The organism is Streptomyces sp. DG1A-41 (assembly GCF_037055355.1).
Classification (GTDB): domain Bacteria; phylum Actinomycetota; class Actinomycetes; order Streptomycetales; family Streptomycetaceae; genus Streptomyces.
Window position 1 is genome coordinate 7,590,157 of sequence record NZ_CP146350.1, and the last position, 26,841, is coordinate 7,616,997.

Below are 26,841 nucleotides of genomic sequence, written 5' to 3' on the forward strand. Positions count from 1 at the left end.
GCGCGGAGGCACGATGGAATCATGAAGCTCACGAAGAAGTCGCATGCCTGCGTCCGCCTCGAGAAGGACGGCCGCACCCTCGTCCTCGACCCCGGCGGGTTCAGCGAGGAGGACGCCGCGCTCGGCGCGGACGCGATCCTCGTCACCCACGAGCACCCCGACCACTTCGACGAGCTCCGGCTGCGGGCCGCGATGGAGAACAACCCGGCCGCCGAGATCTGGACCCTGAAGTCGGTCGCGGAGAAGATCTCGTCCGCCTTCCCGGGGCGCGTCCACACCGTCGGCCACGGCGACACCTTCACCGCCGCCGGTTTCGACGTCCAGGTCCACGGCGAGCTCCACGCGGTGATCCACCCGGACATCCCGCGGATCACCAACGTCGGCTACCTCGTCGACGGCGGCAAGGTCTTCCACCCCGGCGACGCCCTCACCGTCCCCGGCCACCGGGTCGAGACGCTGATGCTCCCGGTGATGGCACCCTGGAGCAAGATCTCGGAGGTCATCGACTACGTCCGCGAGATCAAGCCGCAGCGCGCCTATGACATCCACGACGCCCTCCTCACCGATCTCGCCCGGCCGATCTACGACCGCCAGATCGGGCAGCTCGGTGGCTCGGAGCACCTGCGGCTGACACCGGGAGACTCCGCCGAGGTCTGAGGCTGCAGGGGAGCGGGCCGCGTTGTCGGACCCGCCGGGTAGGTTGTGGGACATGCGCATCGCGACCTGGAACGTGAACTCGATCACCGCCCGCCTGCCGAGGCTCCTGGCCTGGCTGGAGAGCAGCGGCACGGACGTGCTGTGCCTCCAGGAGGCCAAGGTCGCCGAGGACCAGTTCCCGACGGAGCAACTGCGCGAGCTGGGCTACGAGTCGGCGGTCCACGCGACCGGCCGGTGGAACGGCGTGGCGGTGCTGTCCCGCGTCGGCATCGAGGACGTCGTCAAGGGCCTGCCCGGCGACCCCGGCTTCGACGGTTCGGTGGAGCCCCGCGCCATCTCGGCGACGTGCGGCCCGCTCCGCGTCTGGTCGGTCTACGTGCCGAACGGCCGTGAGGTGGACCACCCCCACTACGCCTACAAGCTCCAGTGGATCGAGGCGCTCAAGGCCGCCGTCGCCGGTGACGCGTCCGGCAGCCGCCCCTTCGCGGTGATGGGCGACTACAACGTGGCGCCGACGGACGACGACGTCTTCGACCGTGCCGCCTTCGAGGGCTCCACCCACGTCACCCCGGCCGAGCGCGCCGCCCTGGCCTCCCTGCGCGAGGCGGGCCTGTCCGACGTGGTCCCGCGGCCCCTCAAGTACGAGCACCCGTTCACGTACTGGGACTACCGCCAGCTCTGCTTCCCGAAGAACCGCGGCATGCGCATCGACCTGGTGTACGCCAACCAGCCGTTCACGAAGGCGGTCAAGGACGCGTACGTGGACCGCGAGGAACGCAAGGGCAAGGGCGCGTCGGACCACGCGCCGGTCGTGGTGGACCTCGACGTCTAGGAACCGCCCCGCCTGCGCCCCGCTCCGAAGGACAGGACCTAGTGCTGGATTCCTCATTGGATGTACACATATCGGCGTCGTAGTTGGCGGGTGGGCGGGGCCGGCCGCCCCCAGATCCAGGGGCGGGCTCGGGCGTTGAGCTGGGCGGTGGCCACGGCTGTGGCCTGGGCGATGTCGTCGGGGTTGGCGAAGGACCGTCCGGCCAGGGCGGTCTTGCGGAAGATCCGCCACCAGCCTTCCTGCAGGTTCAGCCAGCACGCGCCGACCGGGATGAACGCGTGGCGGATCCGGGGGTGGTCCTCCAGCCAGGTCCGGGTGGACAGGCTGTTGTGAGAGGACAGGTTGTCGGTGACGATCCAGATCTCACCGGTCGGGTTGGCGTCCTCGACCAGTTGCAGGAACTGCTGGTAGAAGACGCTGTTGCGGGAGGAAGCCGCCATGGTGATCTGCTGGCCGTCCCGTACGCGTAAGGCTCCGTAGACCCAGGTCTTCTCCGGCCCGCGGCTGTAGTCGAGCTCGGACTTGATGCGGTGCCCGTCCGGTGACCAGCCCGGTGCGGGCGCGAAGGTGCGCGGGATCACCGGCCCCAGCTCGTCGGCGCAGATGACCGTCGCGCCGTCGGGCGGCTGGGTGTAGAGGCCGATGATCCGCGTCCTTTTCCCGCGAAGTCCGGGTCCTTCGAACGGGTCCAGGACCGGGTGCGGCGCCAGCGCACACCCTCGGCGATCAGGATCCTGCGCACCTGGGAGCGGCCGACCTCGATGCCCAACTGCCGGGCCTGAGCAGCCAGGGAGTCCAGCGTCCACTCAGCCGGCCCCGACTCGTCGGCCGCCCACAGGTCCCCGCCGGGCTGCACCTCCAGCCTCCCCGGCGGCACCTCTTTGACCAGGGCGATAATCCGGGACCGCTCGGCCTCCGTGATCCGCCGCTTGCGGCCCTGCCCGCCCAGATCCTCCAGTCCCTCCAGCCCGGAGCGGTTGAAGCGGTGCAGCCAACGCCGCACCGTCTTCTGGCCGCAGTCCAGCTCCTCCGCGATCGCCGGAACTCGCAAGCCGGCCCAGCTCAGCTCGACCATCCGCGCCCGCATCACCGCATCTCGCGGCGCCTTGCGGGCCCGCGACAGCCGACGCACCACTGCCCGCTCATCCTCATCACGGCTTGGCCGTGCCCGTAACACCACCGTCCAGCACCCGCCCCCGAGCACCCGAACCACCCCGCCACCAGCACATATACCCACGGAAAGAGGAATCCAGCACTAGAGCAGCCGCAGGTCGACCGAGTCCGCCAGGGCCGCCAGCCCCGCGTCGCCCGGATGCAGATGGTCCCCGCTGTCGTACACGGGCAGGATCCTGGACGGCCGTTGCGGATCACGGACCACCGCGTCGAAGTCGAGCACGCCGTCGAAGGCCTCGCCGTCCCGGATCCACTCGTTCACCGCGACCCGCTCGGCGTCGACGGCGGCCGTGCAGCGGGCCTCGCCCTCGCACGGCAGGATCGTCGCCGCGAGCATCCTCACGCCCCGGGCGTGTCCGCGTGCCGCGAGCTCCCGCAGCCCGGCGATCACCTGCTCCGCCGAGGTGTCCCACCGCAGGTCGTTGATGCCCTCGAAGACGACGGCCGTACGGACCGACGGCTGGGCGAGGACGTCCCGGTCGAACCGGTGCAGGGCGCTCACCCCGGCCGCGTCCGTGGACACCCCGTCGCCGGGGTACCGGTCGGTGACCACCCGGTTGCCCGAGATGCCCTGGTTCAGCACTCCGTAGCGCGGTACCGCGCTCTGCGTCAGCAGGCCGGGCCAGCACGTCCGGCCACCGCCGGTTCGCGTCCACCGTGGACTTGTCGCCGTCGGTGATCGAGTCCCCGAGCAGCACCACGGACCCGGGCCCGCCGCTCACGTCGACGCCGGCGAGCAGCGGCCAGCTGGTGATCACCGAGGTGTACGCGCCCGCGGAGCCGTCCGCGGCGTGGTCGCCCGGCCCGCTGACGTACGACCGCTGCTGCGCGAGCCGGTGCACGGGCGCGGCCGCCACCGTCCCGGGCAGATGGAAGCTCACCAGCAGGTTGGCGTCCGCCGGGACGGCGAAGCCCAGCGGATCGCTGTACGCCTGGGCCCCGGCCGGGATCTCCACGCTCCGCGCACCGCCGAAGGACAGCGGCACCGGCGCCCCGCGCGCCGCCGCGCCCGACTCCTGCGCGGCGACCGTCGCGCTGCCGATCCGTACCGGCGCCGCCGCGAAGGTGTTGTCGAACCGCACCCTCACCCGGGGCCCGCCGGCCGACGTGTGCACCACCAGCCGCAGCGTCCGGTCCGTCCAGGGCCCCACGACGGTGTATCCGCCGGTGGACGTCGTCCAGCTGCCCGTCCAGCCCTGCGTCGCGGTCCGCACCGACACCGCGAACACGTGCAGCCCGGCCGCCTGCGGCAGCCGGACCGAGGCGACCGGGCGGCCCGGCGCCAGCGGCACCGTCACGACGTACAGGCGGGCCCGCTCGGAGCGTTGCCCGCCGGGCGTGTTGATGTGCGGCAGGGCCACCGCCTTCGTGGATAGCGGCCCGGTGCGCCAGTCGGGCGCGGTCAGCCGGTACCCGGAGCGGGTGCCGTTCGCGTACGTGATCACGCCCGGGCCGCCCACCTCGGTGCCGGCGGTGCCCGCCACCAGGAAGGCGAGTGCGTCCCCGCGCCCCGTGACCCGTACGTCCTGGCCGGCCGCGCGGACGTTGTCGGGCTCGCCGGGCTGCCGCCGCGGCCAGGTCAGCCGGGCCCCCTGGACGGTGAGGCCGCGGCCGGGCGTCCAGCCCGCGGCCGTGAGGTCCCGCGCCGACAGGGAGGCACCGGCACCGTCGAAGTCGGCCTGCGCGGGCCGGCCGTCGTCGCTGACGGCGACGTTGTCGAACAGCCGCTCAAGCGGCACCGGCGCGGCCCGCCGCTCCTCGACGGCCTGCGCCGGGACCGCCGGCATCAGGGACCCGCACAGGGCCAGGACGATCAGGATCCCCCGGACACATCGGCGCACGGCCGACTCCTCCCGCTCATCGACACACGACGCAACAGACGAAACGCAGGGACGGGACAGAAGACACGACGAAAGCCGAGGCGCACGACGCACGGTGAAACTAGGGAGACGGCAGGGGCACGTCAACGAGCCATGCGCGAACTCGGCGTGAACTTGTCAGGAATCGGCGAGCCCGCGCGCCTGTGGTGCGTACGGCGGTACGAATGACACGCTGGACGTATGAACATCCCTTTCCTGGGCAACCGGCGCCGGAAGCTCGGGGTTCCCGATCCGGCAGGCATCGCGGAACTCCTTGCCGAGTGTGAACTGCTGCGCTCCCAGGCGTCCCGGGCGGGCGTCCGGCTGGACGACTCGGCGGCCTCGCTGGAGGCGCTGGACCAGCTCGTGCCACGCTGGCGGGACGACGAGGAGACCCTGACCTGGCTCGGCAACGACGCCGGGCTCTACCTGGGCACCGTCATCGTGCGCACCGTGCCGGGAGCGGCCTGGGAGATCCGGTCCGACGGGCAGCCCGTCGTGCGGCTCGCCTCCGGCCGGGAGTTCGACGTCGTGGACTCCGGTCACGAGTGGGCCGCGAACGGGGTGCCCGAGCTGTCCCAGCTGTACGCGGAAGTCGCGGAGGCGTGAGACTGGTTCTCGGAACCCTTGACCTCCAGAGCCCCTGAGCCGCAGAACCTTTGGCCCAAAGTCCGCCGTAAATATGGCTAATGATCGAAAAAGTGCGTGTCGCTGGGCAAATCCGATCTTGCCTGGATACGTTGCGGCAACCACCACACAGCTGAGAGTGAGTAGGGCTGAGCATGGCCGTCGATCCGCTGATCGAGCTGCGTGACGTCAACAAGCACTTCGGGGAGCTGCATGTCCTTCAGGACATCAACCTCACCGTCGGGCGGGGGGAGGTGGTCGTGGTCATCGGCCCGTCGGGGTCGGGAAAGTCGACACTGTGCCGGGCGATCAACCGCCTGGAGACCATCGAGTCCGGACAGATCATCCTCGACGGGCAGCCGCTGCCGGAGGAGGGCAAGGCCCTCGCGCGGCTGCGCGCCGATGTCGGGATGGTCTTCCAGGCGTTCAACCTCTTCGCCCACAAGACCGTCCTGGAGAACCTCTCCCTGGGGCAGGTCAAGGTTCGCGGGCGCAAGAAGGAGGACGCCGACAAGCGCTCACGTGAACTCCTCGACCGGGTGGGCGTCGCCGACCAGGCGGACAAGTACCCGGCGCAGCTCTCCGGCGGCCAGCAGCAGCGCGTGGCCATCGCCCGGGCCCTGGCCATGGAGCCGAAGGCGATGCTCTTCGACGAGCCGACCTCGGCCCTCGACCCGGAGATGATCAACGAGGTGCTGGAGGTCATGAGGCAACTGGCCCGCGAAGGCATGACCATGATCGTCGTCACGCACGAGATGGGCTTCGCCCGCTCGGCCGCCAATCGCGTCGTCTTCATGGCCGACGGCCGGATCGTCGAGGACCGCACCCCCGACGACTTCTTCACCAACCCCACCAGCGACCGCGCCAAGGACTTCCTCTCCAAGATCCTCAAGCACTGAACGGGCGGGCACCGGACGGCTCATCGCATCGGACCTCGACTACGATGTGCCCTTCATCCCTGTCGGAGAGGGGGACTTCGCCGAAATCCGCCGAACCCGCCCGGGGTGAGCAGACCGCCCGCCCGCTCCGCGGGCCACTCCCGCCGGGTGCGGCCCCCACGGCCCTGTCGGCCACGGGGGCGGCGGTCCACATCGGCCAGACCCGTCCGGCGGCAGCCGGAGATCACTGCTCGCGCAGCGGAACCGACACGTACGACGGGTCGTTCGCCGGCGAGGAGAAGGTCAGCTGCGCGCCGGACGGGTTGTGCTCGATGTAGAGCGGGTCGACCGTGTCGACGACCAGGGCGAGGCGATGCCCGGCCGGGACGTCGTAGGCCGTGGAGTACAGCTCCAGGTCGAGGCCGAACGGCTTTCCGGGGGTGCGCCCGTGGAAGGTGTACGGCGTATTGGTGACCAGCTTGCCGAGGCCGAGCGGCCCCACGTCGTACAGGTAGGCGACGAGGGTGCCGCTCTCCTTGGTCGGGGTGACGGTCGTGTGCAACTGTGCCGTCCCACGCACCTGTTGGGTCGTGGCGTACTTCTCCGACTGCCACACGGCGGCCCAGCGGCGGGGGAGCAGCGGGATCGAGGCGACCGGAGGCAGCTGGGCCACCTGGTCGAGGATGTTCGACAGGAAGACGACTCCGCCGTCGGCCCCCGAGTTCACGTTCGTGTGGATCGTGGTCGTGCCCGCGAGGTCGATCTTCCGCTTCGTCGCGCCGGCCGACTTCCAGTCCGGGTAGCCCTCGTAGCCGCCCGCGGAGCGGGACTTGAGCTGGACGGGCTGTTCCCGGTCGATGCCGTTGTCCTCGCCCCTGAGGTAGTGGTCGAACCAGCGTTCGGTGTCCTTCCATACGTCGTTGGGCAGCCCGAACAGGCCGGTCAGCTCGGCGGTGGCGTGGTCGCCGGGGCGCATCTCCAGCCGCTTGGGGCCGGTCAGCTTCTCGTAGAAGTCGGCGTACTGGTTGGGCGGGAAGACCGTGTCGCCCCAGGCGTTGGCGAGCATGATCGCCGCGCCGTTCTTGTTGATCTGGTCGGCGTAGGTCGCGGCGGAACGTTTCTTCCCCCAGGCGATGAGCTCCGGCTCCTTCGCCAGGTTGGAGGCGTAGAAGTCGTCGAAGACCTGCCGGAGTTCGGCGCTCTGCCGGCCCGTGACCACGCTCGCGCCGTCCAGCAGAGCGGCCGCCTGGACGTGCTGGGTGCGCCCGGAGTAGATCGAGCCGATCAGGTCGGCCCAGCCGCTCAGTGAGGCGACCGCGCGGACCCGCTTGTCGTGTGCGGCGGTGAGCAGGCTGATGCCGGCTCCGTAGGAGACGCCCGCCATGCCGATGTGCCCGGCGTCCGAGGGGGTGTGGGCGAGCGCCCAGTCGATGACTTTCGAGGCGTCGGCCAGGTCGGGCGGGCCCGCGACTTCTATTTCGCCGCCCGACTGCCAGAAGCCGCGTACGTTGTAGGTGACGACGACGTACCCGGAGTCGGCGAGCTTCTGAGCCTGGGCCAGATACTCGACCTGGGGCAGACCCCAGCTCGTGGGCATCACGAGCAGCGGGTAGCGGTGCGTGCCGTCGGCTCCGGCCGGCGTGACGACGTTGGCCTTGAGGACGGTGCCGCCGTCGCCGGTGATGTCGACGAAGCGGATCGGGTTCGGCGCCGACTGGGCGGCGGGGGCGAGTCCGAGGGCTGTGCCGGCGACCAGGGTCGCCGAGACGGCGCCTACGGCGGTGGTGCGCAGGGCCTTGCGGTGGTGTCCCACGGGTCACTCCTCACGCGTGTCAGTGCAAAGTGACCAGACGGTAACCTCGGCCCTTTACCGCTGGTAACCCGTCGGTAAGTTACGTGCCGGTAACAGTTGTTGATCAGTGGAGGACTTCAGGAGGCCCGGTGGCTGTTGCGTGGAGCCGGGGCGGGCGGCGGTGTCTGCGCCGCGCGCGTCACGTCCTCCACGAGTTCGACGACATCCGGCCCGTACGCCTGCGAGTTGATCACCTTCAGCAGCAGCACGAACGAGTTGTTGCCGTACTTGCGGGCCAGCCGCTCGTGGTTACGGGCGAGATAGCGGGTGGTGGCCTGGTTGGTGATCGACGTCTGGCCGCAGAAGAGGAACACGGGGCGCGTGTGCTGGCTCCGCTGCGCGGTGAGCCGGGCGAGCAGCGCGTACTCCTCCTTGCCGTTCTCCACGCGATAGCGCTCGGAGCCGACCAGGAACGAGCCCCGGTCCGGGCTGGGTTCGGCGTCGACGTTCACCCGCACACCGGGCAGCAGGGAGGACAGGTGGGCCGCCATGCGGCGGTTGGACGCCGGGCCGCCCACGCAGAACTCGGTGCGCTCGCCGAAGCCCTGACGTGCCGTGTCGTGCGGAAGGATCTGGGCGTGGGCGTTGCAGTCCTTGATCAGCGCGGCGAGTTCGAGCAGCGCGAACACGTCGTAGCGCATCACGGCGAGTTCGGGCCCCGCGGCGCCCCGGTTCACCACCAGCAACGATTCCGAGTTGTCGGGCAGTCCGAAGAAGGCCTGTTTCCGGCGGAGCTTGCGCCTCCACAGATAGGTGCGGGCCACCCAGCCGAGCGCGGCGCTGATGCCCGCCGCGACCACCCCCAGGACGATGTTGCGCACGTCGTCATTCATGGGCGCGCATGGTAGCGGGCCCGGCGCACCGGTGTTCGACGCGTTCCTGACGCGGCCATGGCGATGAATTAAGCTGCGCGGACGGCCTTTCACTGGAGGTGCGGATGCGTCGCCCTGTCGCACGGAATCTGACTGTCCTGGCGGTTTCGGCCGCCGTGGTGGTGTCGGTGGGAGCGGCGGCGCCACCCACCGCGCAGAGCACCGGCGGTGAGAAAGCGCCCTTGGCCGTCGGCTACGGCGGCGCCGTCTCCAGCGTCGACCGAGACGCCTCCGCCGCCGGGATCGAGGTCCTGCGCAAGGGCGGCAACGCCGTCGACGCGGCCGTCGCCACGGCCGCCGCGCTCGGCGTCACCGAGCCCTACTCGGCCGGCGTCGGCGGAGGCGGCTACTTCGTCTACTACGACGCCAAGTCCCGCACGGTCCACACCATCGACGGCCGCGAGACCGCCCCGCTGACCGCCGACAAGAACCTGTTCGTCGACAACGGCAAGCCCATCCCCTTCGCCCAGGCCGTCAGCAGCGGTCTGAGCGTCGGCACCCCGGGCACGCCCGCCACCTGGCAGACCGCGCTGGACCAGTGGGGCAGCAAGCCGCTCGCCGGCGTCCTGAAGCCGGCCGAGCGGCTCGCCCGCGAGGGCTTCAGGGTCGACGAGACCTTCCGCTCGCAGACGGCGTCCAACGAGACCCGCTTCCGCTACTTCCCGGACACCGCCGAGCTGTTCCTGCCGGGCGGACAACTGCCGGTCGTCGGCTCCACCTTCAAGAACCCCGACCTCGCCCGCACCTACGCGGAGTTGGGAAGCAAGGGCGTCGGGACGCTCTACCACGGCGCGCTCGGGCGGGACGTCGTCCAGACGGTCAACAAGCCGCCGGTGGACCCCGACTCGGGCTGGAACGCCCGGCCGGGCGACCTGTCCGCGAAGGACCTGGCCGCCTACCGCCCCAAGCTCCAGGCTCCGACCAGGACCTCGTACCGCGGCCTCGGCGTCTACTCCATGGCGCCGTCCTCCTCCGGCGGTACGACGGTCGGCGAGGCGCTCAACATCCTGGAGCGGACCGACCTGTCGAAGGCGAGCCAGGCGCAGTATCTGCACCGCTACATCGAGGCCAGCCGGATCGCCTTCGCGGACCGGGGCCGCTGGGTGGGCGACCCGGCCTTCGAGGACGTACCGACGAAGGAACTGCTGTCGCAGCGGTTCGCCGACTCGCGCGAGTGTCTGATCAAGGACGACGCGGTGCTCACGAGTCCTGTGGCGCCGGGTGATCCGCGCGACCCGAAGGCGTGCGGCTCCGGGGGCACGGCCGCTCCCACCACCTACGAAGGTGACAGCACCACACATCTGACCGTGGCCGACAAGTGGGGGAACGTCGTCTCTTACACCCTCACCATCGAGCAGACGGGCGGCAGCGGGATCACCGTGCCGGGGCGGGGGTTCCTCCTCAACAACGAGCTGACGGACTTCTCCTTCACCCCGGCGAATCCCGCCGTCCACGACCCGAACCTGCCGGGGCCGGGGAAGCGGCCGCGGTCGTCCATGTCGCCGACGATCGTTCTCGACCGGCATGACAGGCCTGTGGTGGCGCTGGGGTCGCCGGGTGGGGCGACGATCATCACGACCGTCCTGCAGACGCTCACCGGGTTCCTCGACCGGGGGTTGCCGCTCGTCGACGCGATCGCGGCGCCGCGGGCCAGTCAGCGGAATGCCGCGCAGACCGAGCTGGAGCCGGGGCTGTACGACAACGCCGGGTTGAGGAAGCAGTTGGAGGCCGTCGGGCACTCCTTCAAGTCGAACCCGGAGATCGGAGCGGCTACGGGGGTTCAGCGGTTGCCGGGTGGGAAGTGGCTTGCGGCGGCTGAGACTGTGCGGCGCGGTGGGGGATCGGCGATGGTGGTGCGGCCTGTGCGTTGAGGCCGGGTGCGGGGCGTGGGGGCTGGTCGCGCCCACGCGGCGGAGCCGCCAATCGGCACAGTCCCGCGCCCCTCAGGGCGTTGCCGTCGTCTCCGTTCGGAACGTCAGGTGGCCGTCCTCGGTGTCCACCGTCACCTGGCCGCCCTCCGCCACCCGGCCGTCCAGCAAGAGCCGGGACAGCTCGTTGTCCACCTCGCGCTGGATCGTGCGGCGCAACGGGCGGGCGCCGTACTCCGGCTGGTAGCCGTGTTCGGCCAGCCATTCCACCGCTCGGTCGGTGAAGGTCACCGAGATGCCCTTGCTCCGCACCAGGGACCTGGTGCGGTCCAGCAGGAGGTTGGTGATCCGGCGCAGTTGTTCCGTGCCGAGCTGGCGGAAGACGACGATCTCGTCGATGCGGTTGAGGAACTCGGGGCGGAAGTGCTCGCGCAGGGGCCGCAGGATCTGTTCGCGCCGGGCCTCCTCGTCCGCGTCGGCACCGCCCGACGCGAAGCCCACGGAGGCGCCGCGGCGGGTGATCGCCTCGGAGCCGAGGTTGCTGGTCATCACGATGACGGTGTTGGTGAAGTCGACCGTGCGGCCCTGCGAGTCGGTGAGGCGGCCGTCGTCGAGGACCTGGAGCAGGATGTTGAAGACGTCCGGGTGGGCCTTCTCCACCTCGTCCAGCAGGAGCAGCGAGTACGGGTGCCGGCGGACGACCTCGGTGAGCTGGCCGGCCTCCTCGTGGCCGACGTAGCCGGGCGGGGCGCCGACCAGGCGGCTGACGGTGTGCCGCTCCTGGTACTCGCTCATGTCGAGGCGGACCATGCGGTCCTCGCTGCCGAACAGGGCCTCGGCGAGCGCCCGGGCCAGCTCGGTCTTGCCGACGCCCGTCGGGCCGAGGAACAGGAAGCTGCCGATCGGCCGGTCGGGGCTGGCCAGCCCCGCGCGGGAGCGCAGCACCGCGTCCGAGACGACCCGCACGGCCTCGTCCTGGCCGACCACCCGCTCGTGCAGATGCTCCTCCAGGTGCAGCAGGCGGTCCTTCTCCTCCTGGGTGAGGCTGCTGACGGGGATGCCGGTCTGCCGGGACACCACCTCGGCGATCGCCTCGGCCTCGACCACCAGATCCTGGCCCTCGTCGATCTCGTGGTCGCCGCCCGCCTGGGTGATCCGCAGCTTCAGGTCCATGATCCGGTCGCGCAACTGGGTGGCCTGCTCGTACTGCTCGTCCGCGACCGCCTGGTCCTTGTCCCGGGTCAGCTGCTCCAGCTCCCGTTCCATGGTCCGTACGTCGGTGCCCTTGGTGCGGGCGCGCAGCCGGACCCGGGCACCGGCCTGGTCGATCAGGTCGATCGCCTTGTCCGGCAGCCGGCGGTCGGTGAGGTAGCGGTCGGACAACTCCACGGCGGCGACCAGGGCCTCGTCGGTGTAGCGGACCTGGTGGTGGGCCTCGTAGCGGTCCTGGAGGCCGCGCAGGATCTCGATCGCGTCCGCAGCGGTCGGTTCCGGCACCATGATCGGTTGGAAGCGGCGGGCCAGCGCCGCGTCCTTCTCGATCCTTCGGTACTCCTCCAGCGTCGTGGCGCCCGCGATGTGCAGCTCGCCGCGGGCGAGGGCCGGCTTGAGGATGTTCCCGGCGTCCATGGAACTGCCGTCGCCGCCACCGGCACCGGCGCCCACGACCGTGTGCAGCTCGTCGATGAAGATGATCAACTGGTCGGAGTGGGCGCGGATCTCGCCGACGATGTTGTTCATCCGCTCCTCGAAGTCACCCCGGTAGCGGGTGCCCGCGACCACGCCCGTCAGGTCCAGGGCCACCACGCGGCGCCCGGTCAGCACGTCGGGCACGTCCCCCTCGGAGATGCGCTGCGCCAGCCCCTCCACGATGGCGGTCTTGCCGACGCCCGCGTCACCGATCAGCACCGGGTTGTTCTTGCCGCGGCGGGAGAGGACCTCGACGGTCTGCTCGATCTCCTGGTCCCGGCCGATCACCGGGTCGATACGGCCCTGCCGGGCCAGTTCGGTGAGGTCACGGCCGTACTTGTCGAGGGTCGGCGTGTTCGTCGGGCGCGGCCGCTCTGCCTGCGGGGGCTCCGGCGCCTCGGGCGGGCTGGAGGGGGCGAAGCGGGCCGCGTTCAGGATGTGCCCGGCGGCCGAGTCGGGGTTCGAGGCCAGGGCGCTGAGCACGTGCTCCGGGCCGATGTAGCCGTAGCCGCGGGCCCGGGCCATGTCGTGCGCGTCCAGCAGGGCGCGCTTGGCGGCCGGGGTGAGGGAGAGCGCGGTCGGCGGCGGTGTGTCGTCCGGGGTGTGCTGGGCCGGGCCCGACCGCTCGTCGATCTGCGACGCCAGCGAGTCGGGGTTCGCGCCGGCCTTGCTGAGCAGGGTCCGGGTGGGTTCGGTGGCGAGCGCCGCCCGCAGCAGGTGTTCCGTGTCGAGGTCCCGGCTGCCGTGCTCGGCGGCGTACTGGGCGGCTCCGCGGACGAGCTCCCGGGCCGGCTGGCTGAGCAGCCGCCCGATGTCGATCTGCCGGGGACCCGGGCGCGGTCCGCCGAAGAAGCGTGCGAGGAATTCTCCGAAGGGGTCCGAGCCGTAGCCCTCCGGGCTGGTGAAGCCGCTGCTCATGGGCCTTCCGTTCCCGGCGTCCCCGGCGCGCGGGCGGGGGACGCCCTCGCTGGTCGACGTGCCGGGGTCGGGTAACCCGGGTGGCAGCCCGTTACACCTGGGGCGCGAACACCTTGGGCGCGCTCGTAGAACACCTTCGCACGATCGTGGACGAGAGGCACCTTCTGGTGCATAACCAGGCAAGCCCGGCGTGCTTCAGCGCGCGGTCAGGACCCTCGGACCCGCCTCCGTGATCGCCACCGTGTGCTCCGCGTGGGCCGCGCGGGAGCCGTCGTCCGTCTTCAGGGTCCAGCCGTCGGGAGCCGCGTGGAAGCCGTCCGTGCCGCCTGCGACGACCATGGGCTCGATCGCCAGCACCAGGCCGTGCCTCAGCCGCATCCCGCGCCCCGGACGGCCCTCGTTCGGCACCGACGGGTCCTCGTGCATACGGCGGCCGATGCCGTGGCCGCCGAAACCGTCGGGGATGCCGTAGCCCGCGGCACGGCAGACCGTGCCGATCGCGTGGGCGATGTCGCCGATGCGGTTGCCGACGACGGCCGCCTCGATGCCGGCCGCGAGGGCCCGCTCGGCGGTCTCGATCAGGCGCAGGTCGGCCGGGCGCGGGGTACCCACGACGAAGCTGAGCGCCGAGTCGCCGACCCAGCCGCCCAGTTCGGCGCCGAAGTCGATGGAGACCAGGTCGCCGTCGCGCAGCCGGTAGCGGTCCGGGATGCCGTGCACGATCGCGTCGTTGACCGAGACGCACAGGACGGCGGGGAAGGGGGTCGGCGCGAAGGACGGCCGGTAGCCGAGGAAGGGCGAGGTCGCGCCCGCCTCGCGCAGCACGTCGTGCGCCACCTCGTCCAGTTCCAGCAGGGAGACGCCCACGTCGGCGGCCTTCTGCGCGGCCGTCAGGGCGCGGGCGACGACCTGGCCCGCCTCGTACATGGCGTCGATCGATGTATCGGTCTTCAGCTCAACCATGCCAATTACTATACCGGTATTAGAATGGGGGGCATGGTGCGCACCCCTCTCACCCCCGAAGAGCGCGAACGCGGCGAGCGGCTCGGCCGGCTGCTGCGCGAGGCGCGAGGCGACCGGAGCATGGCGGAGGTCGCCGCGAGCGCGGGCATCTCCCCGGAGACCCTCCGCAAGATCGAGACCGGACGGGCTCCGACCCCGGCCTTCTTCACGGTGGCCGCGCTGGCGGGCACGCTCGGGCTGTCGATGGACGAGCTGGCCGGGCAGTGCGTGCTGGTGCCGGTCTGACGCCGGTCTGACGTCCGCGGCGCTGAGGCTCCTGCGCCGCGTGTGAAAACTCCCCGTAGCACGGCTGTAACACGACTGGTGTTGCCTACTGAGCGGAGTGCTCCGGTCGGGTGGGAGTTGAGCGATGGCGGCGGATCGGCTCCCGGATGAAGTGCGGGAGTTCGCGCATTACCTGGACGGTCTGCTGGCACGCCTGGACCCGTCCGGGGGCTGGTGCGCGGTGTTCTGGCAGCGTGACCCCGAGGGCATGCGGGCCTGTCTCGACGGGCGTGAGATGCCGCCCTGGGACGTGGTCGAGGCGCTGCTGCGGGACCTCGCCGGGCAGTACGGCCCGGGGGGCGCGGCACCGGAGACGGAACGCGCCCGGTCCCTGCATGCCGCCGCGCTCGCCGCGTACGACGCCCGGCCCGGCGGCCGCGACGCCCTGAGCGACCGGCTCGACGTCATGCTCAGCGAGCAGAAATACGCCGCCGAACGCCAGGCGGACCTGACCCGCCTCCTCGCCACCGCCGCCACCCGCGAAGAGGCCGACACCCTTCGCCTCGACCTGGCCTGGGCCCACGACGACCACGAACGCGCGACAGCGCGCTGCGCGGAACTCCGGGCCAGGATGGCCGACTTGGACCGCCGCGAGCGAGGCGTGTCCCCCCTGGCGTGGGGTGCCGGGGATGGGCGAGGCGGTGGCATGCCGGGGGCTGCCGCAGGGGTGCCCGGCGGCGCCGGCGCGGCGGAGGCCGCGACTCCAGGCGGACGCGGCCCGCACGGCGGTGGTGCCCCGGACGCCGACGCTGCCTGGTCGGGCGCGTGGCGCAGGCCGAACGGCGGAGGCTTCGCGGGGGCGGAGGGGGGTTCGCGGTCAGGTTCCGGCAGGGGGGCGAGTCCCGGTGCGGCGGCGGATGGTGGTCAGTCGGCTGGAGGCCGTGGGTACGTGGGTGACGGTCCGGTGTCGGGCAGCGGTCGTGGGTATGCGGGCGACGGTTCGGCATCGGACAGCGGTCGTGGGTACGCGGGCGACGGTCAGGCCTCGGACAACAGCCGCATGCGATCAGCCAATGGCGGCCCGTATGACTCCGGGACGCCGGCCTCGCCCTGGCGCCGCGACGAGTCGGCGTCAGCCGCCACGGGTGCCGCCGGTCGTCGTGACCCCCGGTATACGGACGCCGGCAAAGGGTATGAGCGCAAAACTGGTGCCCAGGACGGCGCGTATCCAAAGGGGTGGGCCGCTTCGCGGGAGGGCTCGGCGGGCGGCACGTCTGGAACCTCTGCGGCTCCGGCTGGCCGGGATGTCCGGGACGGTGAGTATGCGGCGGGCGGGACCGATTCCGAAGGGGTCGGAGTCGGCGGTGCGTCTGGCGCGTTCGCGGCTCCGGTCGGCCGGGGCGGAGTCCGGGACGGCGCGTACGTGGCGGGTGGGGCTGCTTCCCGGGAGGCCGGAGCCGGTGGTACGTCCGGGGCGTTCGAGGCCCGGGGCCACCGGGCCGATGCGTTCGAAGGTGCATATCCGCAGGGCCGGTCTGCCTCCGGGGAGGCGGTAGCCGGTGGTGCGTCCGGCGTGTTCGAGGCCCGGGTCCGCCGGGCGGATGCCTTCGACGGTGTGTATCCGGAGGGCCGGGCCACCGCCCAGGAAGCCGCAGCCGGCCGCACGCCCGGTGCCTTCGCGGCCCCCGCCCCCGCCGACCCCGAGCCCACGGCTCCCCAGCCGGCCTCCGTACCCAAGCAACGCAAGCGCCGCCGCGGCAGTGCCCGTTTCGCCGGGATGGTCGAGGAGGAAGCCGCACCCGTCGTCGTGCCGCCCGCTGCCGCACCGTTGCTCCCCGAACCCGCCCCCGAGACCGGCCGCCGTACGCCGCGTGGTGCGCGGTTCGCCGGGGCCGCCGAAGAGGTGGGGGAGGAGCGGGCTGAGCCGCGCGCCCCGGCCGCCGGTGGGGCGGAGCGGACGGACGTCGTGCGGACCGTCGAGGCTCTCGCGCGGCTGCGGAAGGAAGGGCGCAGCGGCGAGGCGCACGCGCTGCTGGTCGAGGCCACGTCCTGGGCCCCGGCCCGGTTCCCGCTGCTCGCGGACGAACTGGAGCGGGCCGGGCTGGGTGCGGACTGGCAGACCCTGCTCTGGGAGGCCGCCTCGCTGCCCGCCACGCGGCTGGTCGCCGCGGCCGACGCGCTGGGTGCGGCCGGGCGCGCGGGCGACGGGCAGCAGATTCTGCGGCAGGGTGTCGCCCGGCCCGCGGGCGAGATCGGACAGGCCGTCCTCGGACTCGTCGCCGAGGGGCGTCACCGCGAGGTATGGGCGCTGCTCGACGCGTACGTCAGAGCCCGCACCCCCGAGGAGGCGGCCCGCAGCGCCGAGCCTGGCCCGCAGACCCTCGTACCGCTTCTGCTGGAGGCCGCCCAGGGCGTGTCGGACGAGCGCCGGTGGGACCTCCTGCACGCCCTCCGGGTCGCCGGATACCCTGCCTGACCGGGCATGTCGTGCCCCCGGCGACTCACCCACAGGAGTGCGAATCGCGCCCGGCACCGCGGGTTGGCGACGATGGTCTTGGCAAGCCCGGGCCGGAGGCTTACGTTCGTGGCTCTACGGCCCGCTTCTACGGGCGTAGAGGCGCTGACGTCGCGTCGAAGGAGCAGCTCATGGCCAACGTCGTACGTGCCGCCCTGGTCCAGGCCACCTGGACCGGCGACACCGAGTCCATGGTGGCGAAACACGAGGAGCACGCCCGCGAGGCGGCCCGCCGGGGCGCGAAGATCATCGGTTTCCAGGAAGTCTTCAACAGCCCTTACTTCTGTCAGGTCGAGGAGCCGGAACACTACCGCTGGGCCGAGCCGGTGCCCGACGGGCCGACCGTGCGGCGCATGCGGGCACTCGCGCGCGAGACCGGCATGGTGATCGTCGCGCCGGTCTTCGAGGCGGAGCAGCCCGGCTTCTACTACAACACCGCGGCCGTGATCGACGCCGACGGCACCTACCTCGGCAAGTACCGCAAGCACCACATCCCGCAGCTCAAGGGCTTCCGCGAGAAGTACTACTTCAAGCCCGGCAACCTCGGCTGGCCCGTCTTCGACACGGCGGCCGGCAAGGTCGGCGTCTACATCTGCTACGACCGCCACTTCCCGGAGGGCTGGCGCCAGCTGGGACTGAACGGCGCCCAGCTGGTGTACAACCCGTCCGCCACCCACCGGAGCCTGTCGTCCCACCTGTGGCGGCTGGAGCAGCCCGCGGCCGCCGTCGCCAACGCCTACTACATCGCCGCGATCAACCGCGTCGGACAGGAGGAGTACGGCGACAACGACTTCTACGGGACGAGCTACTTCGTCGACCCCCGCGGGCAGTTCGTGGGAGACGTCGCCGACGACAGCAAGGAGGAGCTCGTGATCCGGGACCTGGACCTCGACCTCATCGAAGAAGTGCGGCAGACGTGGGCCTTCTACCGCGACCGCCGCCCCGACGCCTACGAAGGACTGGTGCAGCCGTGACCAACGACCTGCTGGGTCGCCACCGGGCCGTGCTCCCCGACTGGCTCGCCCTCTACTACGAGGAGCCCATCGAGATCACCCACGGCGAGGGCCGCCACGTCTGGGACGCCCACGGCAACCGGTACCTCGACTTCTTCGGCGGCATCCTCACCACGATGACCGCGCACGCCCTGCCCGAGGTGACCAAGGCGGTCAGCGAGCAGGCCGGGCGGATCATCCACTCCTCGACCCTGTACCTCAACCGGCCGATGGTCGAACTCGCCGAGCGAGTGGCCCAGCTGAGCGGCATTCCGGACGCCCGCGTCTTCTTCACCACCTCCGGGACCGAGGCCAACGACACCGCCCTGCTGCTCGCCACGACCTACCGGCGCAGCAACACGATCCTGGCGATGCGCAACAGCTACCACGGCCGCTCCTTCAGCTCGGTCGGCATCACCGGCAACCGCGGCTGGTCCCCGACCTCGCTGTCCCCGCTCCAGACTTTGTACGTCCACGGCGGCGTGCGCACCCGCGGCCCGTACGCCTCCCTCAGCGACGACGACTTCATCGCGGCCTGCGTCGACGACCTGAAGGACCTGCTCGGGCACACCCGCGCCCCGGCCGCGCTGATCGCCGAACCCATCCAGGGTGTCGGCGGCTTCACCTCACCGCCCGACGGGCTGTACGCCGCCTTCCGCGAGGTGCTGCACGAGCACGGCATCCTGTGGATCGCCGACGAGGTGCAGACCGGCTGGGGACGCACCGGCGAGCACTTCTGGGGCTGGCAGGCCCACGGGCGCAGCGGGCCGCCGGACATCATGACCTTCGCCAAGGGCATCGGCAACGGCATGTCCATCGGCGGTGTCGTCGCCCGCTCCGAGATCATGAACTGCCTCGACTCCAACAGCATCTCCACGTTCGGCGGCACCCAGATCACCATGGCCGCAGGCCTCGCCAACCTCAACTACCTGCTGGAACACGACCTCCAGGGCAACGCCCGGCGCGTCGGCGGCCTGCTCATCGAGCGGCTGCGGGCCGCCGCCGCACACGTGCCGGCCGTACGGGAGGTACGCGGACGCGGACTGATGATCGGCATCGAGATCACCAAGCCGGGGACTAACGAGGCCGACCCGCAGGCCGCGGCCGCCGTCCTGGAGGCGGCCCGCGAGGGCGGCCTGCTGATCGGCAAGGGGGGCGGTCACAACACCAGCGTCCTGCGCGTCGCCCCGCCGCTGTCCCTCAACGTCGCGGAGGCGGAGGAAGGCGCCGCGATCCTCGAGAACGCTCTGAGGAGCATCCAGTAGCAGTGAACTGAACAAGGGAACGGCACCATGACCACCACCTTGGATTCCCTGGAACCCGCGCTGTCGGTCCGGCAGGTCCTCACCCTGGAGCGGGTGCTCGCCGGGGAGCCCGAGGTGGTGGCCGGCGCGAGCCACCTCGACCGGCCGGTGCGCTGGGTGCACGTCGCCGAGGCGGCCGACGTCGGCGTGATGCTCAGCGGCGGCGAGATGGTCCTCACCACCGGCGTGCTGCTCGCCGGCGACGAGGAGAAGCAGGCCGAGTACGTCCGGTCGCTGCACCGCGCGGAGGCCGCCGCCGTCGTCCTCGGACTCGGCCGCGCCTTCCCCGCCGCACCGGACGTGATGCGCCGGGCGGCCGAACGGTGCGGGCTGCCGATGGTCGTCCTGCACCGGCCCTTCCCCTTCGCCGAGCTGACCGAGGAGGTCCAGTCACGGCTCGTGCGACGCAAGTTCGCCGCCGTCAGCCTCTCCGAGGCCGTCCGCACCGAACTCACCGCCCTGATCACCGCGGGCGCCCCGCTGCAACGCCTGCTCGACGAGGTCGCCCGGCACAGCGCCTGCCCGGTCGTCGTCACCAACCTCGCCCACCGTGTCCTCGGCACGGCGGGGGAGCGGCCGGCGGTGGACGACGTGCTGCGCGACTGGGAGCGCATCGCCCGCCAGGCCGGCGGCACCGAGGGCGACGGCTGGATACGGGCCGAACTGGGCGGACGCGGGGAGCGCTGGGGCCGGATCGTGCTGTGCGGCTACCGGGGCGACACCGCCACCGGACGGCTGCTGGCCGACCGCGCAGCCGAGGCCCTCGTCCTGCACCGCATGCTCGGCGGCGGCGCCGCGTGCTCCTGGGAGGAGCAGTCCGCGCAGGGCCTGCTGACCGACCTGGTCAGCGGCGTCGTACCGGCGCGCCAGCTGCTGCCCCGGGCGCGCGCGGCCGGGCTGCCGGTCAACCGGCGGACGTTCGTGCCGCTGGTCGTCCGTGACGGCGACACCTCCCGGCTCGACCGGCTGCTGCGTCTGCTGGGCCTGCCCGGCCTGGTCGCCGAACTGGCCGACGGAGCCACCGCCGTGCTGCTCAGCCTCGCCCGCGACCAGGACGCGGACGCCCTCGCCGCGCACTTCGCGACCCGGCTGCGCGCCGAGTCCGGCCCGGCCCGAACGGTCGTCGCCGCGGCCGACCCCCGGGTCGTCTGGGACGACGTCCCCGCCGGACTGCGCGAGGCCCAGCACGTGGCGGACGCCGTCGCCGACTCCGTCGCCGCCCTCGACCTCCCCCCGGTCGTCCGCCTGCGGGACGTCCACCTGCGGGGCCTGATCCGCCTGCTGCGCGATGACCCGCACGTGCAGTCCTTCGCGGAGCGGGAGCTGGACGGGCTGCTGCGCGAGGCCGACGAGGACCTGCTGTCCGTGCTGCGCACCTACCTCGCCACCGGCCGCAACAAGTCCCGGACCGCCCAGCTCCACCATGTCTCCCGGCCCGCCCTCTACCGCCGCCTGGAAGCCATACAGGTCCGCCTCGGGGTGGACCTCGACGACTTCGAGCAGGCCGCCTCGGTGCACATCGCACTCCTCGCGCACGACGCGCAACAGCAGTGAAACACCCGACCACCTGGGAAAACGGCGGTGAAACATGGGCTCACGGCAGAGTGACACGGTGACACGCCGCAGGCCTTCAGACGTGACACGGTGCAACTCAAAGAGGACTTCGCGACTTCCTAGGCTCACGGCACACCGAGCGACCGGAGGTCCCGATGAGCCGAGTGATCCGTGCCGCCGTCTTCCAGACCGCCTGGACGGGCGACAAGGAGTCGATGATCCAGGTCCACGAGCAGGCGGCCCGCGACGCGGCCGCGCAGGGTGCTCAAGTCCTGTGCTTCCAGGAGCTGTTCTACGGACCGTACTTCTGCCAGGTCCAGGACCCGGCCTTCTACGAGTACGCCGAGCAGATCCCCGAGGGCCCGATCGTCCGCCGCTTCCAGGCCCTCGCCAAGGAGCTGGGCATCGTCCTGGTCCTGCCGATGTACGAGGAGGAACAGCCCGGCGTCCTCTACAACACCGCCGCCGTGATCGACGCGGACGGCTCCTACCTCGGCAAGTACCGCAAGACGCACATCCCGCAGGTCAGGGGCTTCTGGGAGAAGTTCTACTTCCGCCCGGGCAACAGCGGCTGGCCGATCTTCGAGACCGCCGTGGGCAGGATCGGCGTCTACATCTGCTACGACCGCCACTTCCCCGAGGGCTGGCGGGCGCTCGGCCTCGCGGGCGCCGAGATCGTCTTCAACCCCTCGGCCACCTCGCGCGGCCTGTCCGGCTACCTCTGGCAGCTGGAACAGCCGGCGGCGGCCGTCGCCAACGAGTACTTCGTGGGCGCGATCAACCGGGTCGGAGTCGAGGAGTACGGCGACAACGACTTCTACGGGACGTCGTACTTCGTCGACCCGGAGGCCCAGTTCGTCGGCGAGGTTGCCAGCGACAAGGAGCCCGAACTGGTCGTCCGAGACCTCGACATGGCCAAACTCCGAGAGGTCCGCGACCGCTGGCAGTTCTACAGGGACCGCGCGCCCGGGGCGTACGGCCCGCTGACAGCACCTTAGAAACGCCCGCGAGGGGAGAGACTTCAGGGGCGCGGGACCGCGTTCGATATGCGGCTACCGCCGCGTGGGCGCGACCAGCCACACACACCGGCACGTACCGACTGCGAGGAGCGACCACGACATGAGCCGTACAGTCATCCGCGGCGGCCTCGTCATCACCGCATCCGACGAGATCCACGCCGACGTCCTGATCGAGGACGGCCGAATCGCCGCCCTCGCAACCTCCGGAACCCCCGCCGCCGAGGCCTTCACCGCGGACCGGACGATCGACGCCACCGGAAAGTACGTCATCCCCGGCGGCGTCGACGCCCACACCCACATGGAGCTGCCCTTCGGCGGCACCTTCGCCTCCGACACCTTCGAAACCGGCACCCGCGCCGCCGCCTGGGGCGGCACGACCACGATCATCGACTTCGCCGTGCAGAGCGTCGGGCACGCCCTGCGCGAGGGCCTGGACGCCTGGCACGCCAAGGCCGAGGGCAACTGCGCCATCGACTACGGCTTCCACATGATCGTCTCCGACGTGAACCAGGAGACGCTCAAGGAGATGGACCTGCTGATCGAGGAGGGCGTCACCTCCTTCAAGCAGTTCATGGCCTACCCGGGCGTCTTCTACAGCGACGACGGCCAGATCCTGCGCGCCATGCAGCGCTCCGCCGAGAACGGCGGCCTGATCATGATGCACGCCGAGAACGGCATCGCGATCGACGTCCTGGTCGAGCAGGCACTGGCCCGGGGCGAGACCGACCCGCGCTACCACGGCGAGGTCCGCAAGGCCCTGCTGGAGGCCGAGGCCACCCACCGTGCCATCAAGCTCGCGCAGGTCGCGGGCGCGCCCCTGTACGTCGTGCACGTCTCGGCCATGGAGGCGGTCGCCGAGCTGGCCCGGGCACGCGACGAGGGGCTGAACGTCTTCGGGGAGACCTGCCCGCAGTACCTGTTCCTGTCCACCGACAACCTCGCCGAGCCGGACTTCGAGGGCGCGAAGTACGTGTGCAGCACCCCGCTGAGGCCCCGCGAGCACCAGGCCAAGCTGTGGCAGGGGCTGCGCACGAACGACCTCCAGGTCGTCTCCACCGACCACTGCCCCTTCTGCTTCGTGGGCCAGAAGGAACTCGGCCGGGGCGACTTCTCCAAGATCCCCAACGGCCTCCCGGGCGTCGAGAACCGTATGGACCTGCTCCACCAGGCCGTCCTCGACGGGCACATCTCGCGCCGCCGCTGGATCGAGATCGCCTGCGCCACCCCGGCCCGGATGTTCGGCCTGTACCCGAAGAAGGGCACCATCGCGCCGGGCGCCGACGCCGACGTCGTCATCTACGATCCGCACGCCGAGCAGGTCATGTCGGCTGCAGAGCACCACATGAACGTCGACTACTCGGCGTACGAGGGCAAGCGCGTCACCGGCCGCGTCGAGACGGTCCTCTCGCGTGGCGTGCCCGTCATCACCGAGCGGGAGTACACCGGGCACGCCGGGCACGGCGTCTTCACCCCGCGTTCCACCTGTCAGTACCTCAACTAGGAGTGGTGGATGGACTTCGGACTCGTCCTACAGACCGACCCGCCGGCCTCGCGGGTGATCAGCCTGATGAAGCGCGCGGAACGCAACGGTTTCTCCTACGGCTGGACCTTCGACTCCGCCGTGCTGTGGCAGGAGCCGTTCGTGATCTACAGCCAGATCCTGGCCAACACCACGAAACTGAAGGTCGGGCCGATGGTGACGAACCCGGGCACCCGCACCTGGGAGGTCACCGCCTCCACCTTCGCCACCCTCAACGACATGTACGGCAACCGCACGGTCTGCGGCATCGGCCGCGGAGACTCAGCGATGCGTGTGGCCGGCCGCAAGCCCAACACGCTGGCCCGGATCAGCGAGGCCATGAAGGTCATCCGGGCCCTCGGCAGCGGGCAGGAGGCCGACCTCGGCGGCGGCACGGTCGTCCGCTTCCCGTGGATCAAGCCGGACGCCGAACTCCCCGTGTGGATGGCCGCGTACGGACCCAAGGCCCTGAGGATGACCGGCGAGGAGGCCGACGGGTTCATCCTCCAGCTGGCCGACCTCTATCTGACCGAGTACATGGTCAAGGCCGTGAAGGACGCGGCCGTCGCAGCAGGCCGTGACCCGTCCGAGGTGACCATCTGCGTGGCCGCCCCCGCCTATGTCACCGAGGACGACTCGCCCGAGGCGCTCGCCCACGCGCGCGACCAGTGCCGGTGGTTCGGCGGGATGGTCGGCAACCACGTGGCCGACCTGGTGTCCAAATACGGCGAGCACTCCGCGGCCGTCCCCGACGAACTCACCGACTACATCAAGGCACGGGAGGGATACGACTACTCCCACCACGGCCGCGCCGGCAACCCCGACACCCAGTTCGTGCCCGACGAGATCGTCGACCGGTTCTGCCTGATCGGCCCGGTCGAGAAGCACGTCGAGAAACTGAACGCGCTGCGCGCGCTCGGCGTGGACCAGTTCGCCGTCTACGACATGCACGACGCACAGGAAGCCGTGATCGACGCGTACGGATCACGGGTGATCCCGGCCGTCAACGGCTGACCCCTTCGCAGCACCCCTTCGATCTCCCCCTTCCCGTCGGCCAGGGAAGGGGGCCAGGACGCTCCCGAGCGCACCCCCCCGTCGGCATCACCCGCATGGCCTTTCCCGTCCCACCTCCCCTGATTGGCCCGGCCCATGACCGATACCGCTCCCACGGCCACACCGCCGACCACCCAAGTCACCCTCGCCGACGGCCGGGTGGAGATCGCCCCGGGCGCCCCCGCACCGACCGGTCCTTACGCCAACGAGGACCTGCTGCCGGTTCCCGTCGAGAAGCGCACCTGGACGACGTACAACTTCTCCGCGCTGTGGGTCGGCATGGCCCACAACACGGCCTCCTGGACCCTGGCCTCCGGTCTCATCGCCGTCGGCATGGACTGGAAGCAGGCGGTGTTCACCATCGCCCTGGCCAATGTGATCGTGCTGATACCGATGCTGCTCACGGGGCACGCCGGACCCAAGTACGGCATACCCTTCCCGGTCTTCGCCCGGGCCTCCTTCGGCATCCGCGGGGCCAACCTGCCCGCCGTCGTACGGGCCCTGGTGGCGTGCGGCTGGTTCGGCATCCAGACCTGGATCGGCGGCGAGGCCATCTACTTCCTGGCCGGCAAGCTCGTCGGCAGCGGCTGGACGGACGCGGCGAAGGTCGGCGGTTACGCCTGGACCATGTGGCTGTCGTTCGCGATCTTCTGGGCGTTGCAGGTCGTCATCATCTACCGCGGCATGGAGACCATCCGCCGCTTCGAGAACTGGGCGGCGCCCTTCGTGCTCGTCGGCGCGTTCGTGATGCTGTGGTGGATGAGCGACAAGGCGGGTGGCTTTGGCCCGCTGCTCGACCAGCCGTCGAAGCTCGGCTGGGGCGCCGACTTCTGGACGCTGTTCGCACCCGCGCTCATGGGCATGATCGGTTTCTGGTCCACGCTGTCGCTGAACATCCCCGACTTCACCCGCTACGGCAAGAGCCAGAAGGCGCAGACGTGGGGTCAGGCCCTCGGTCTGCCGACGACCATGACGCTGTTCGCGTTCCTGTCCGTGATGGTCACCTCGGGCTCGCAGGCGGTCTACGGCGAGGCGATCTGGGACCCGGTACAGCTCGCGGCCAAGACCGACAACACGGTGGGCCTGCTGTTCGCCCTCGTCACCGTCCTGGTGGCGACGCTGTCCGTCAACGTCGCGGCCAACCTGGTCTCGCCGGCGTTCGACTTCTCCAACATCGCGCCACGGAGGATCAGTTTCCGGGCCGGCGCGCTCGCCACCTGCGTCCTCGGGGTGCTGATCTTCCCGTGGAAGCTGTACTCCGACCCGCAGGGCTACATCTTCACCTGGCTCGGCCTGGTCGGCGGCCTGCTCGGCACCGTCGCGGGCATCCTCATCGCCGACTACTGGATCCTGCGCCGCGCCAAGCTCGACCTGGCCGACCTGTACCGCACGGGCGGCCGCTACTGGTACGAGGGCGGCTGGAACTGGCGGGCCGTCGTCGCCTTCGCGGTCGGCGGTGTCCTCGCTGTCGGCGGCGCCAGCTTCAAGCCGCTGATCGACGGCCGCCCCATCCCGGCGCTGGCCGGCCTGGCCGACTACGGCTGGGCGGTGGGCCTGGGCACGTCGATGCTGCTGTACCTGGTGCTGATGGCGGCACGAGGCCGGGACCGGACCCTCGTCTGACCGCGGACACGGACGCTGGAGGACGGTCAGCCCTTGCCGCCCTCCAGCGCGGCCACCGCTTCCTTCGCGGCCTTGATGGCGCCCTTGTTGATCGTGTCCGTGCTCGGCGCCTTCTTCGACTCGAAGTCGCTGCCGTTGTAGGTGATGACCACCAGCGCGTTGGAGGCGCGGACGAACACCTGGCCCTCGCGGGTCTCCTGCTTGTCCTCGGTGGTGAGGTTGACGATGGAGTACGCGGTGTCACCCAGGCCGGGGACGGCACCTCCGCCGCTCTTCTCCTCGGTGCGCCCCTTGTAGGCCTTCTCCGCCGCCTCGTCCGACTCCATCACCTCGAAGGACACGTCCAGCCAGCGGTAGTTGTACCCCTTGAGCGCGTTCCAGGAGCAGGTGCGGCGCAACGTCGAGTCCGTGGACGGGATCTCCTTGCCCGACGTCTTGGCGCCCGGCACCAGCGACTCGACCGTCTTCTTGGCGACGCTCTCGCACGGCGCCGGCGCGGCCGAGTAGGTCTTCGACACCGTCGACGTCGACGGGGCGGACGCGGACTGGGTCCCGGTCTTCTCGTCGGCAGGCTTGTGCTCGGCGGCCTGCGGCGCGGCGAGCGGGCCGGACGACAGTGCCCAGCCCGCCGCGGCGAGCACGGCCACCGGGGACAGTCGTGCGGTCAGGGCCAGGGGCAGAGGTAGGGAACGCACGGCGCCCTTCTCGTGGGGGACGGACGGTGCGGATCAGGTCCGCACGGCGGACGGGACGACAGTTTCACATGACTCCCTGTGGTGCGGAAGTCCGAACTCGCTCCGTGCCTGCGTG

The 26,841-nt window shown here is 71.1% G+C and carries 21 protein-coding genes and 1 pseudogene; 14 read left to right on the forward strand and 8 right to left on the reverse strand.

The window, feature by feature from the left end:
• The first annotated feature begins 21 nt into the window (after positions 1–21).
• On the forward strand, positions 22–657 hold the full coding sequence (locus V8690_RS35300) for an MBL fold metallo-hydrolase (RefSeq protein WP_338784117.1): 636 nt from the start codon (positions 22–24) through the stop codon (positions 655–657).
• 52 nt (positions 658–709) lie between these two features.
• Complete coding sequence (locus V8690_RS35305) at positions 710–1,489, forward strand: exodeoxyribonuclease III (RefSeq protein WP_338784118.1); 780 nt, start codon at positions 710–712, stop codon at positions 1,487–1,489.
• Between the two features lie 53 nt (positions 1,490–1,542).
• Here V8690_RS35305 and V8690_RS35310 read toward each other — a convergent pair whose 3' ends face one another.
• The 3 genes and pseudogenes from V8690_RS35310 to V8690_RS35320 form a co-directional block, all read right to left on the reverse strand.
• Positions 1,543–2,136 (reverse strand): IS630 family transposase, encoded by a 594-nt coding sequence (locus V8690_RS35310; RefSeq protein WP_338785191.1) that lies wholly within the window; start codon positions 2,134–2,136, stop codon positions 1,543–1,545.
• Positions 2,067–2,624, reverse strand: a complete 558-nt coding sequence (locus tag V8690_RS35315; protein ID WP_338775318.1) for a helix-turn-helix domain-containing protein — start codon at positions 2,622–2,624, stop codon at positions 2,067–2,069. Before V8690_RS35315 ends, V8690_RS35310 begins: the two co-directional genes overlap by 70 nt.
• A gap of 120 nt (positions 2,625–2,744) precedes the next feature.
• A pseudogene (locus V8690_RS35320) lies at positions 2,745–4,449 on the reverse strand (SGNH/GDSL hydrolase family protein).
• A 273-nt stretch (positions 4,450–4,722) separates the two neighbouring features.
• Here V8690_RS35320 and V8690_RS35325 point away from each other — a divergent pair.
• On the forward strand, positions 4,723–5,130 hold the full coding sequence (locus V8690_RS35325; RefSeq protein ID WP_338784119.1) for a DUF6278 family protein: 408 nt from the start codon (positions 4,723–4,725) through the stop codon (positions 5,128–5,130).
• A gap of 173 nt (positions 5,131–5,303) precedes the next feature.
• Positions 5,304–6,047, forward strand: coding sequence for an amino acid ABC transporter ATP-binding protein (locus tag V8690_RS35330; protein WP_338784120.1), 744 nt, complete (start codon positions 5,304–5,306; stop codon positions 6,045–6,047).
• A gap of 223 nt (positions 6,048–6,270) precedes the next feature.
• Here the strand turns inward: V8690_RS35330 and V8690_RS35335 are convergent, their stop codons facing one another.
• Together V8690_RS35335 and V8690_RS35340 are read right to left on the reverse strand one after the other, a co-directional pair.
• On the reverse strand, positions 6,271–7,839 hold the full coding sequence (locus V8690_RS35335) for a CocE/NonD family hydrolase (RefSeq protein ID WP_338784121.1): 1,569 nt from the start codon (positions 7,837–7,839) through the stop codon (positions 6,271–6,273).
• A gap of 116 nt (positions 7,840–7,955) precedes the next feature.
• Entirely contained in the window at positions 7,956–8,711 is a 756-nt protein-coding gene (locus tag V8690_RS35340) for a hypothetical protein (RefSeq protein ID WP_338784122.1), read from the reverse strand.
• A 104-nt stretch (positions 8,712–8,815) separates the two neighbouring features.
• On the opposite strand from V8690_RS35340, the gene ggt reads away from it, so the two are divergent.
• Positions 8,816–10,621 carry a gamma-glutamyltransferase gene (ggt, locus tag V8690_RS35345; RefSeq protein WP_338784123.1) on the forward strand — a complete coding sequence of 602 codons (1,806 nt, stop codon included), beginning with the start codon at positions 8,816–8,818 and terminating at the stop codon, positions 10,619–10,621.
• 72 nt (positions 10,622–10,693) lie between these two features.
• Here ggt and V8690_RS35350 read toward each other — a convergent pair whose 3' ends face one another.
• Complete coding sequence (locus V8690_RS35350) at positions 10,694–13,225, reverse strand: ATP-dependent Clp protease ATP-binding subunit (RefSeq protein ID WP_338784124.1); 2,532 nt, start codon at positions 13,223–13,225, stop codon at positions 10,694–10,696.
• A 195-nt stretch (positions 13,226–13,420) separates the two neighbouring features.
• Entirely contained in the window at positions 13,421–14,188 is a 768-nt protein-coding gene (gene map / locus V8690_RS35355; RefSeq protein ID WP_338784125.1) for a type I methionyl aminopeptidase, read from the reverse strand.
• A 33-nt stretch (positions 14,189–14,221) separates the two neighbouring features.
• On the opposite strand from map, the gene V8690_RS35360 reads away from it, so the two are divergent.
• From V8690_RS35360 to V8690_RS35400, 9 genes are all read left to right on the forward strand, one after another.
• Positions 14,222–14,473 carry a helix-turn-helix transcriptional regulator gene (locus V8690_RS35360; RefSeq protein WP_338784126.1) on the forward strand — a complete coding sequence of 84 codons (252 nt, stop codon included), beginning with the start codon at positions 14,222–14,224 and terminating at the stop codon, positions 14,471–14,473.
• Positions 14,474–14,597: 124 nt separating this feature from the next.
• Positions 14,598–16,928, forward strand: a complete 2,331-nt coding sequence (locus V8690_RS35365; RefSeq protein ID WP_338784127.1) for a hypothetical protein — start codon at positions 14,598–14,600, stop codon at positions 16,926–16,928.
• A gap of 170 nt (positions 16,929–17,098) precedes the next feature.
• Positions 17,099–17,941, forward strand: a complete 843-nt coding sequence (locus V8690_RS35370) for a nitrilase-related carbon-nitrogen hydrolase (RefSeq protein ID WP_338784128.1) — start codon at positions 17,099–17,101, stop codon at positions 17,939–17,941.
• Positions 17,938–19,224: an aspartate aminotransferase family protein gene (locus tag V8690_RS35375; protein WP_338784129.1), complete on the forward strand. Its 1,287-nt coding sequence runs from the start codon at positions 17,938–17,940 to the stop codon at positions 19,222–19,224. Before V8690_RS35370 ends, V8690_RS35375 begins: the two co-directional genes overlap by 4 nt.
• A gap of 27 nt (positions 19,225–19,251) precedes the next feature.
• Positions 19,252–20,817: a PucR family transcriptional regulator gene (locus tag V8690_RS35380; protein WP_338784131.1), complete on the forward strand. Its 1,566-nt coding sequence runs from the start codon at positions 19,252–19,254 to the stop codon at positions 20,815–20,817.
• 155 nt (positions 20,818–20,972) lie between these two features.
• A complete protein-coding gene (locus V8690_RS35385) occupies positions 20,973–21,815 on the forward strand; it encodes a nitrilase-related carbon-nitrogen hydrolase (protein ID WP_338784132.1) in 843 nt (280 codons plus the stop codon).
• A gap of 121 nt (positions 21,816–21,936) precedes the next feature.
• Complete coding sequence (gene hydA, locus V8690_RS35390) at positions 21,937–23,337, forward strand: dihydropyrimidinase (protein WP_338784133.1); 1,401 nt, start codon at positions 21,937–21,939, stop codon at positions 23,335–23,337.
• 9 nt (positions 23,338–23,346) lie between these two features.
• The gene (locus tag V8690_RS35395; RefSeq protein WP_338784134.1) at positions 23,347–24,369 is read left to right on the forward strand and encodes a TIGR03842 family LLM class F420-dependent oxidoreductase; all 1,023 of its coding nucleotides are present in this window, start codon (positions 23,347–23,349) and stop codon (positions 24,367–24,369) included.
• A gap of 135 nt (positions 24,370–24,504) precedes the next feature.
• Positions 24,505–26,031: an NCS1 family nucleobase:cation symporter-1 gene (locus tag V8690_RS35400; RefSeq protein ID WP_338784135.1), complete on the forward strand. Its 1,527-nt coding sequence runs from the start codon at positions 24,505–24,507 to the stop codon at positions 26,029–26,031.
• A 26-nt stretch (positions 26,032–26,057) separates the two neighbouring features.
• On the opposite strand, the gene V8690_RS35405 is transcribed toward V8690_RS35400, so the two are convergent.
• On the reverse strand, positions 26,058–26,726 hold the full coding sequence (locus V8690_RS35405) for a hypothetical protein (protein ID WP_338784136.1): 669 nt from the start codon (positions 26,724–26,726) through the stop codon (positions 26,058–26,060).
• Between the last annotated feature and the right edge of the window lie 115 nt (positions 26,727–26,841).

Bases quoted from the DNA above. Each gene is read 5' to 3' on its own strand.
- V8690_RS35300 (WP_338784117.1), top strand. From the start codon at position 22: ATGAAGCTCACGAAGAAGTCGCATGCCTGCGTCCGCCTCGAGAAGGAC.
- V8690_RS35305 (WP_338784118.1), top strand. From the start codon at position 710: ATGCGCATCGCGACCTGGAACGTGAACTCGATCACCGCCCGCCTGCCG.
- V8690_RS35325 (WP_338784119.1), top strand. From the start codon at position 4,723: ATGAACATCCCTTTCCTGGGCAACCGGCGCCGGAAGCTCGGGGTTCCC.
- V8690_RS35330 (WP_338784120.1), top strand. From the start codon at position 5,304: ATGGCCGTCGATCCGCTGATCGAGCTGCGTGACGTCAACAAGCACTTC.
- V8690_RS35340 (WP_338784122.1), bottom strand. From the start codon at position 8,711: ATGAATGACGACGTGCGCAACATCGTCCTGGGGGTGGTCGCGGCGGGC.
- ggt (WP_338784123.1), top strand. From the start codon at position 8,816: ATGCGTCGCCCTGTCGCACGGAATCTGACTGTCCTGGCGGTTTCGGCC.
- V8690_RS35350 (WP_338784124.1), bottom strand. From the start codon at position 13,225: ATGAGCAGCGGCTTCACCAGCCCGGAGGGCTACGGCTCGGACCCCTTC.
- map (WP_338784125.1), bottom strand. From the start codon at position 14,188: ATGGTTGAGCTGAAGACCGATACATCGATCGACGCCATGTACGAGGCG.
- V8690_RS35360 (WP_338784126.1), top strand. From the start codon at position 14,222: ATGGTGCGCACCCCTCTCACCCCCGAAGAGCGCGAACGCGGCGAGCGG.
- V8690_RS35365 (WP_338784127.1), top strand. From the start codon at position 14,598: ATGGCGGCGGATCGGCTCCCGGATGAAGTGCGGGAGTTCGCGCATTAC.
- V8690_RS35370 (WP_338784128.1), top strand. From the start codon at position 17,099: ATGGCCAACGTCGTACGTGCCGCCCTGGTCCAGGCCACCTGGACCGGC.
- V8690_RS35380 (WP_338784131.1), top strand. From the start codon at position 19,252: ATGACCACCACCTTGGATTCCCTGGAACCCGCGCTGTCGGTCCGGCAG.
- V8690_RS35385 (WP_338784132.1), top strand. From the start codon at position 20,973: ATGAGCCGAGTGATCCGTGCCGCCGTCTTCCAGACCGCCTGGACGGGC.
- hydA (WP_338784133.1), top strand. From the start codon at position 21,937: ATGAGCCGTACAGTCATCCGCGGCGGCCTCGTCATCACCGCATCCGAC.
- V8690_RS35395 (WP_338784134.1), top strand. From the start codon at position 23,347: ATGGACTTCGGACTCGTCCTACAGACCGACCCGCCGGCCTCGCGGGTG.
- V8690_RS35400 (WP_338784135.1), top strand. From the start codon at position 24,505: ATGACCGATACCGCTCCCACGGCCACACCGCCGACCACCCAAGTCACC.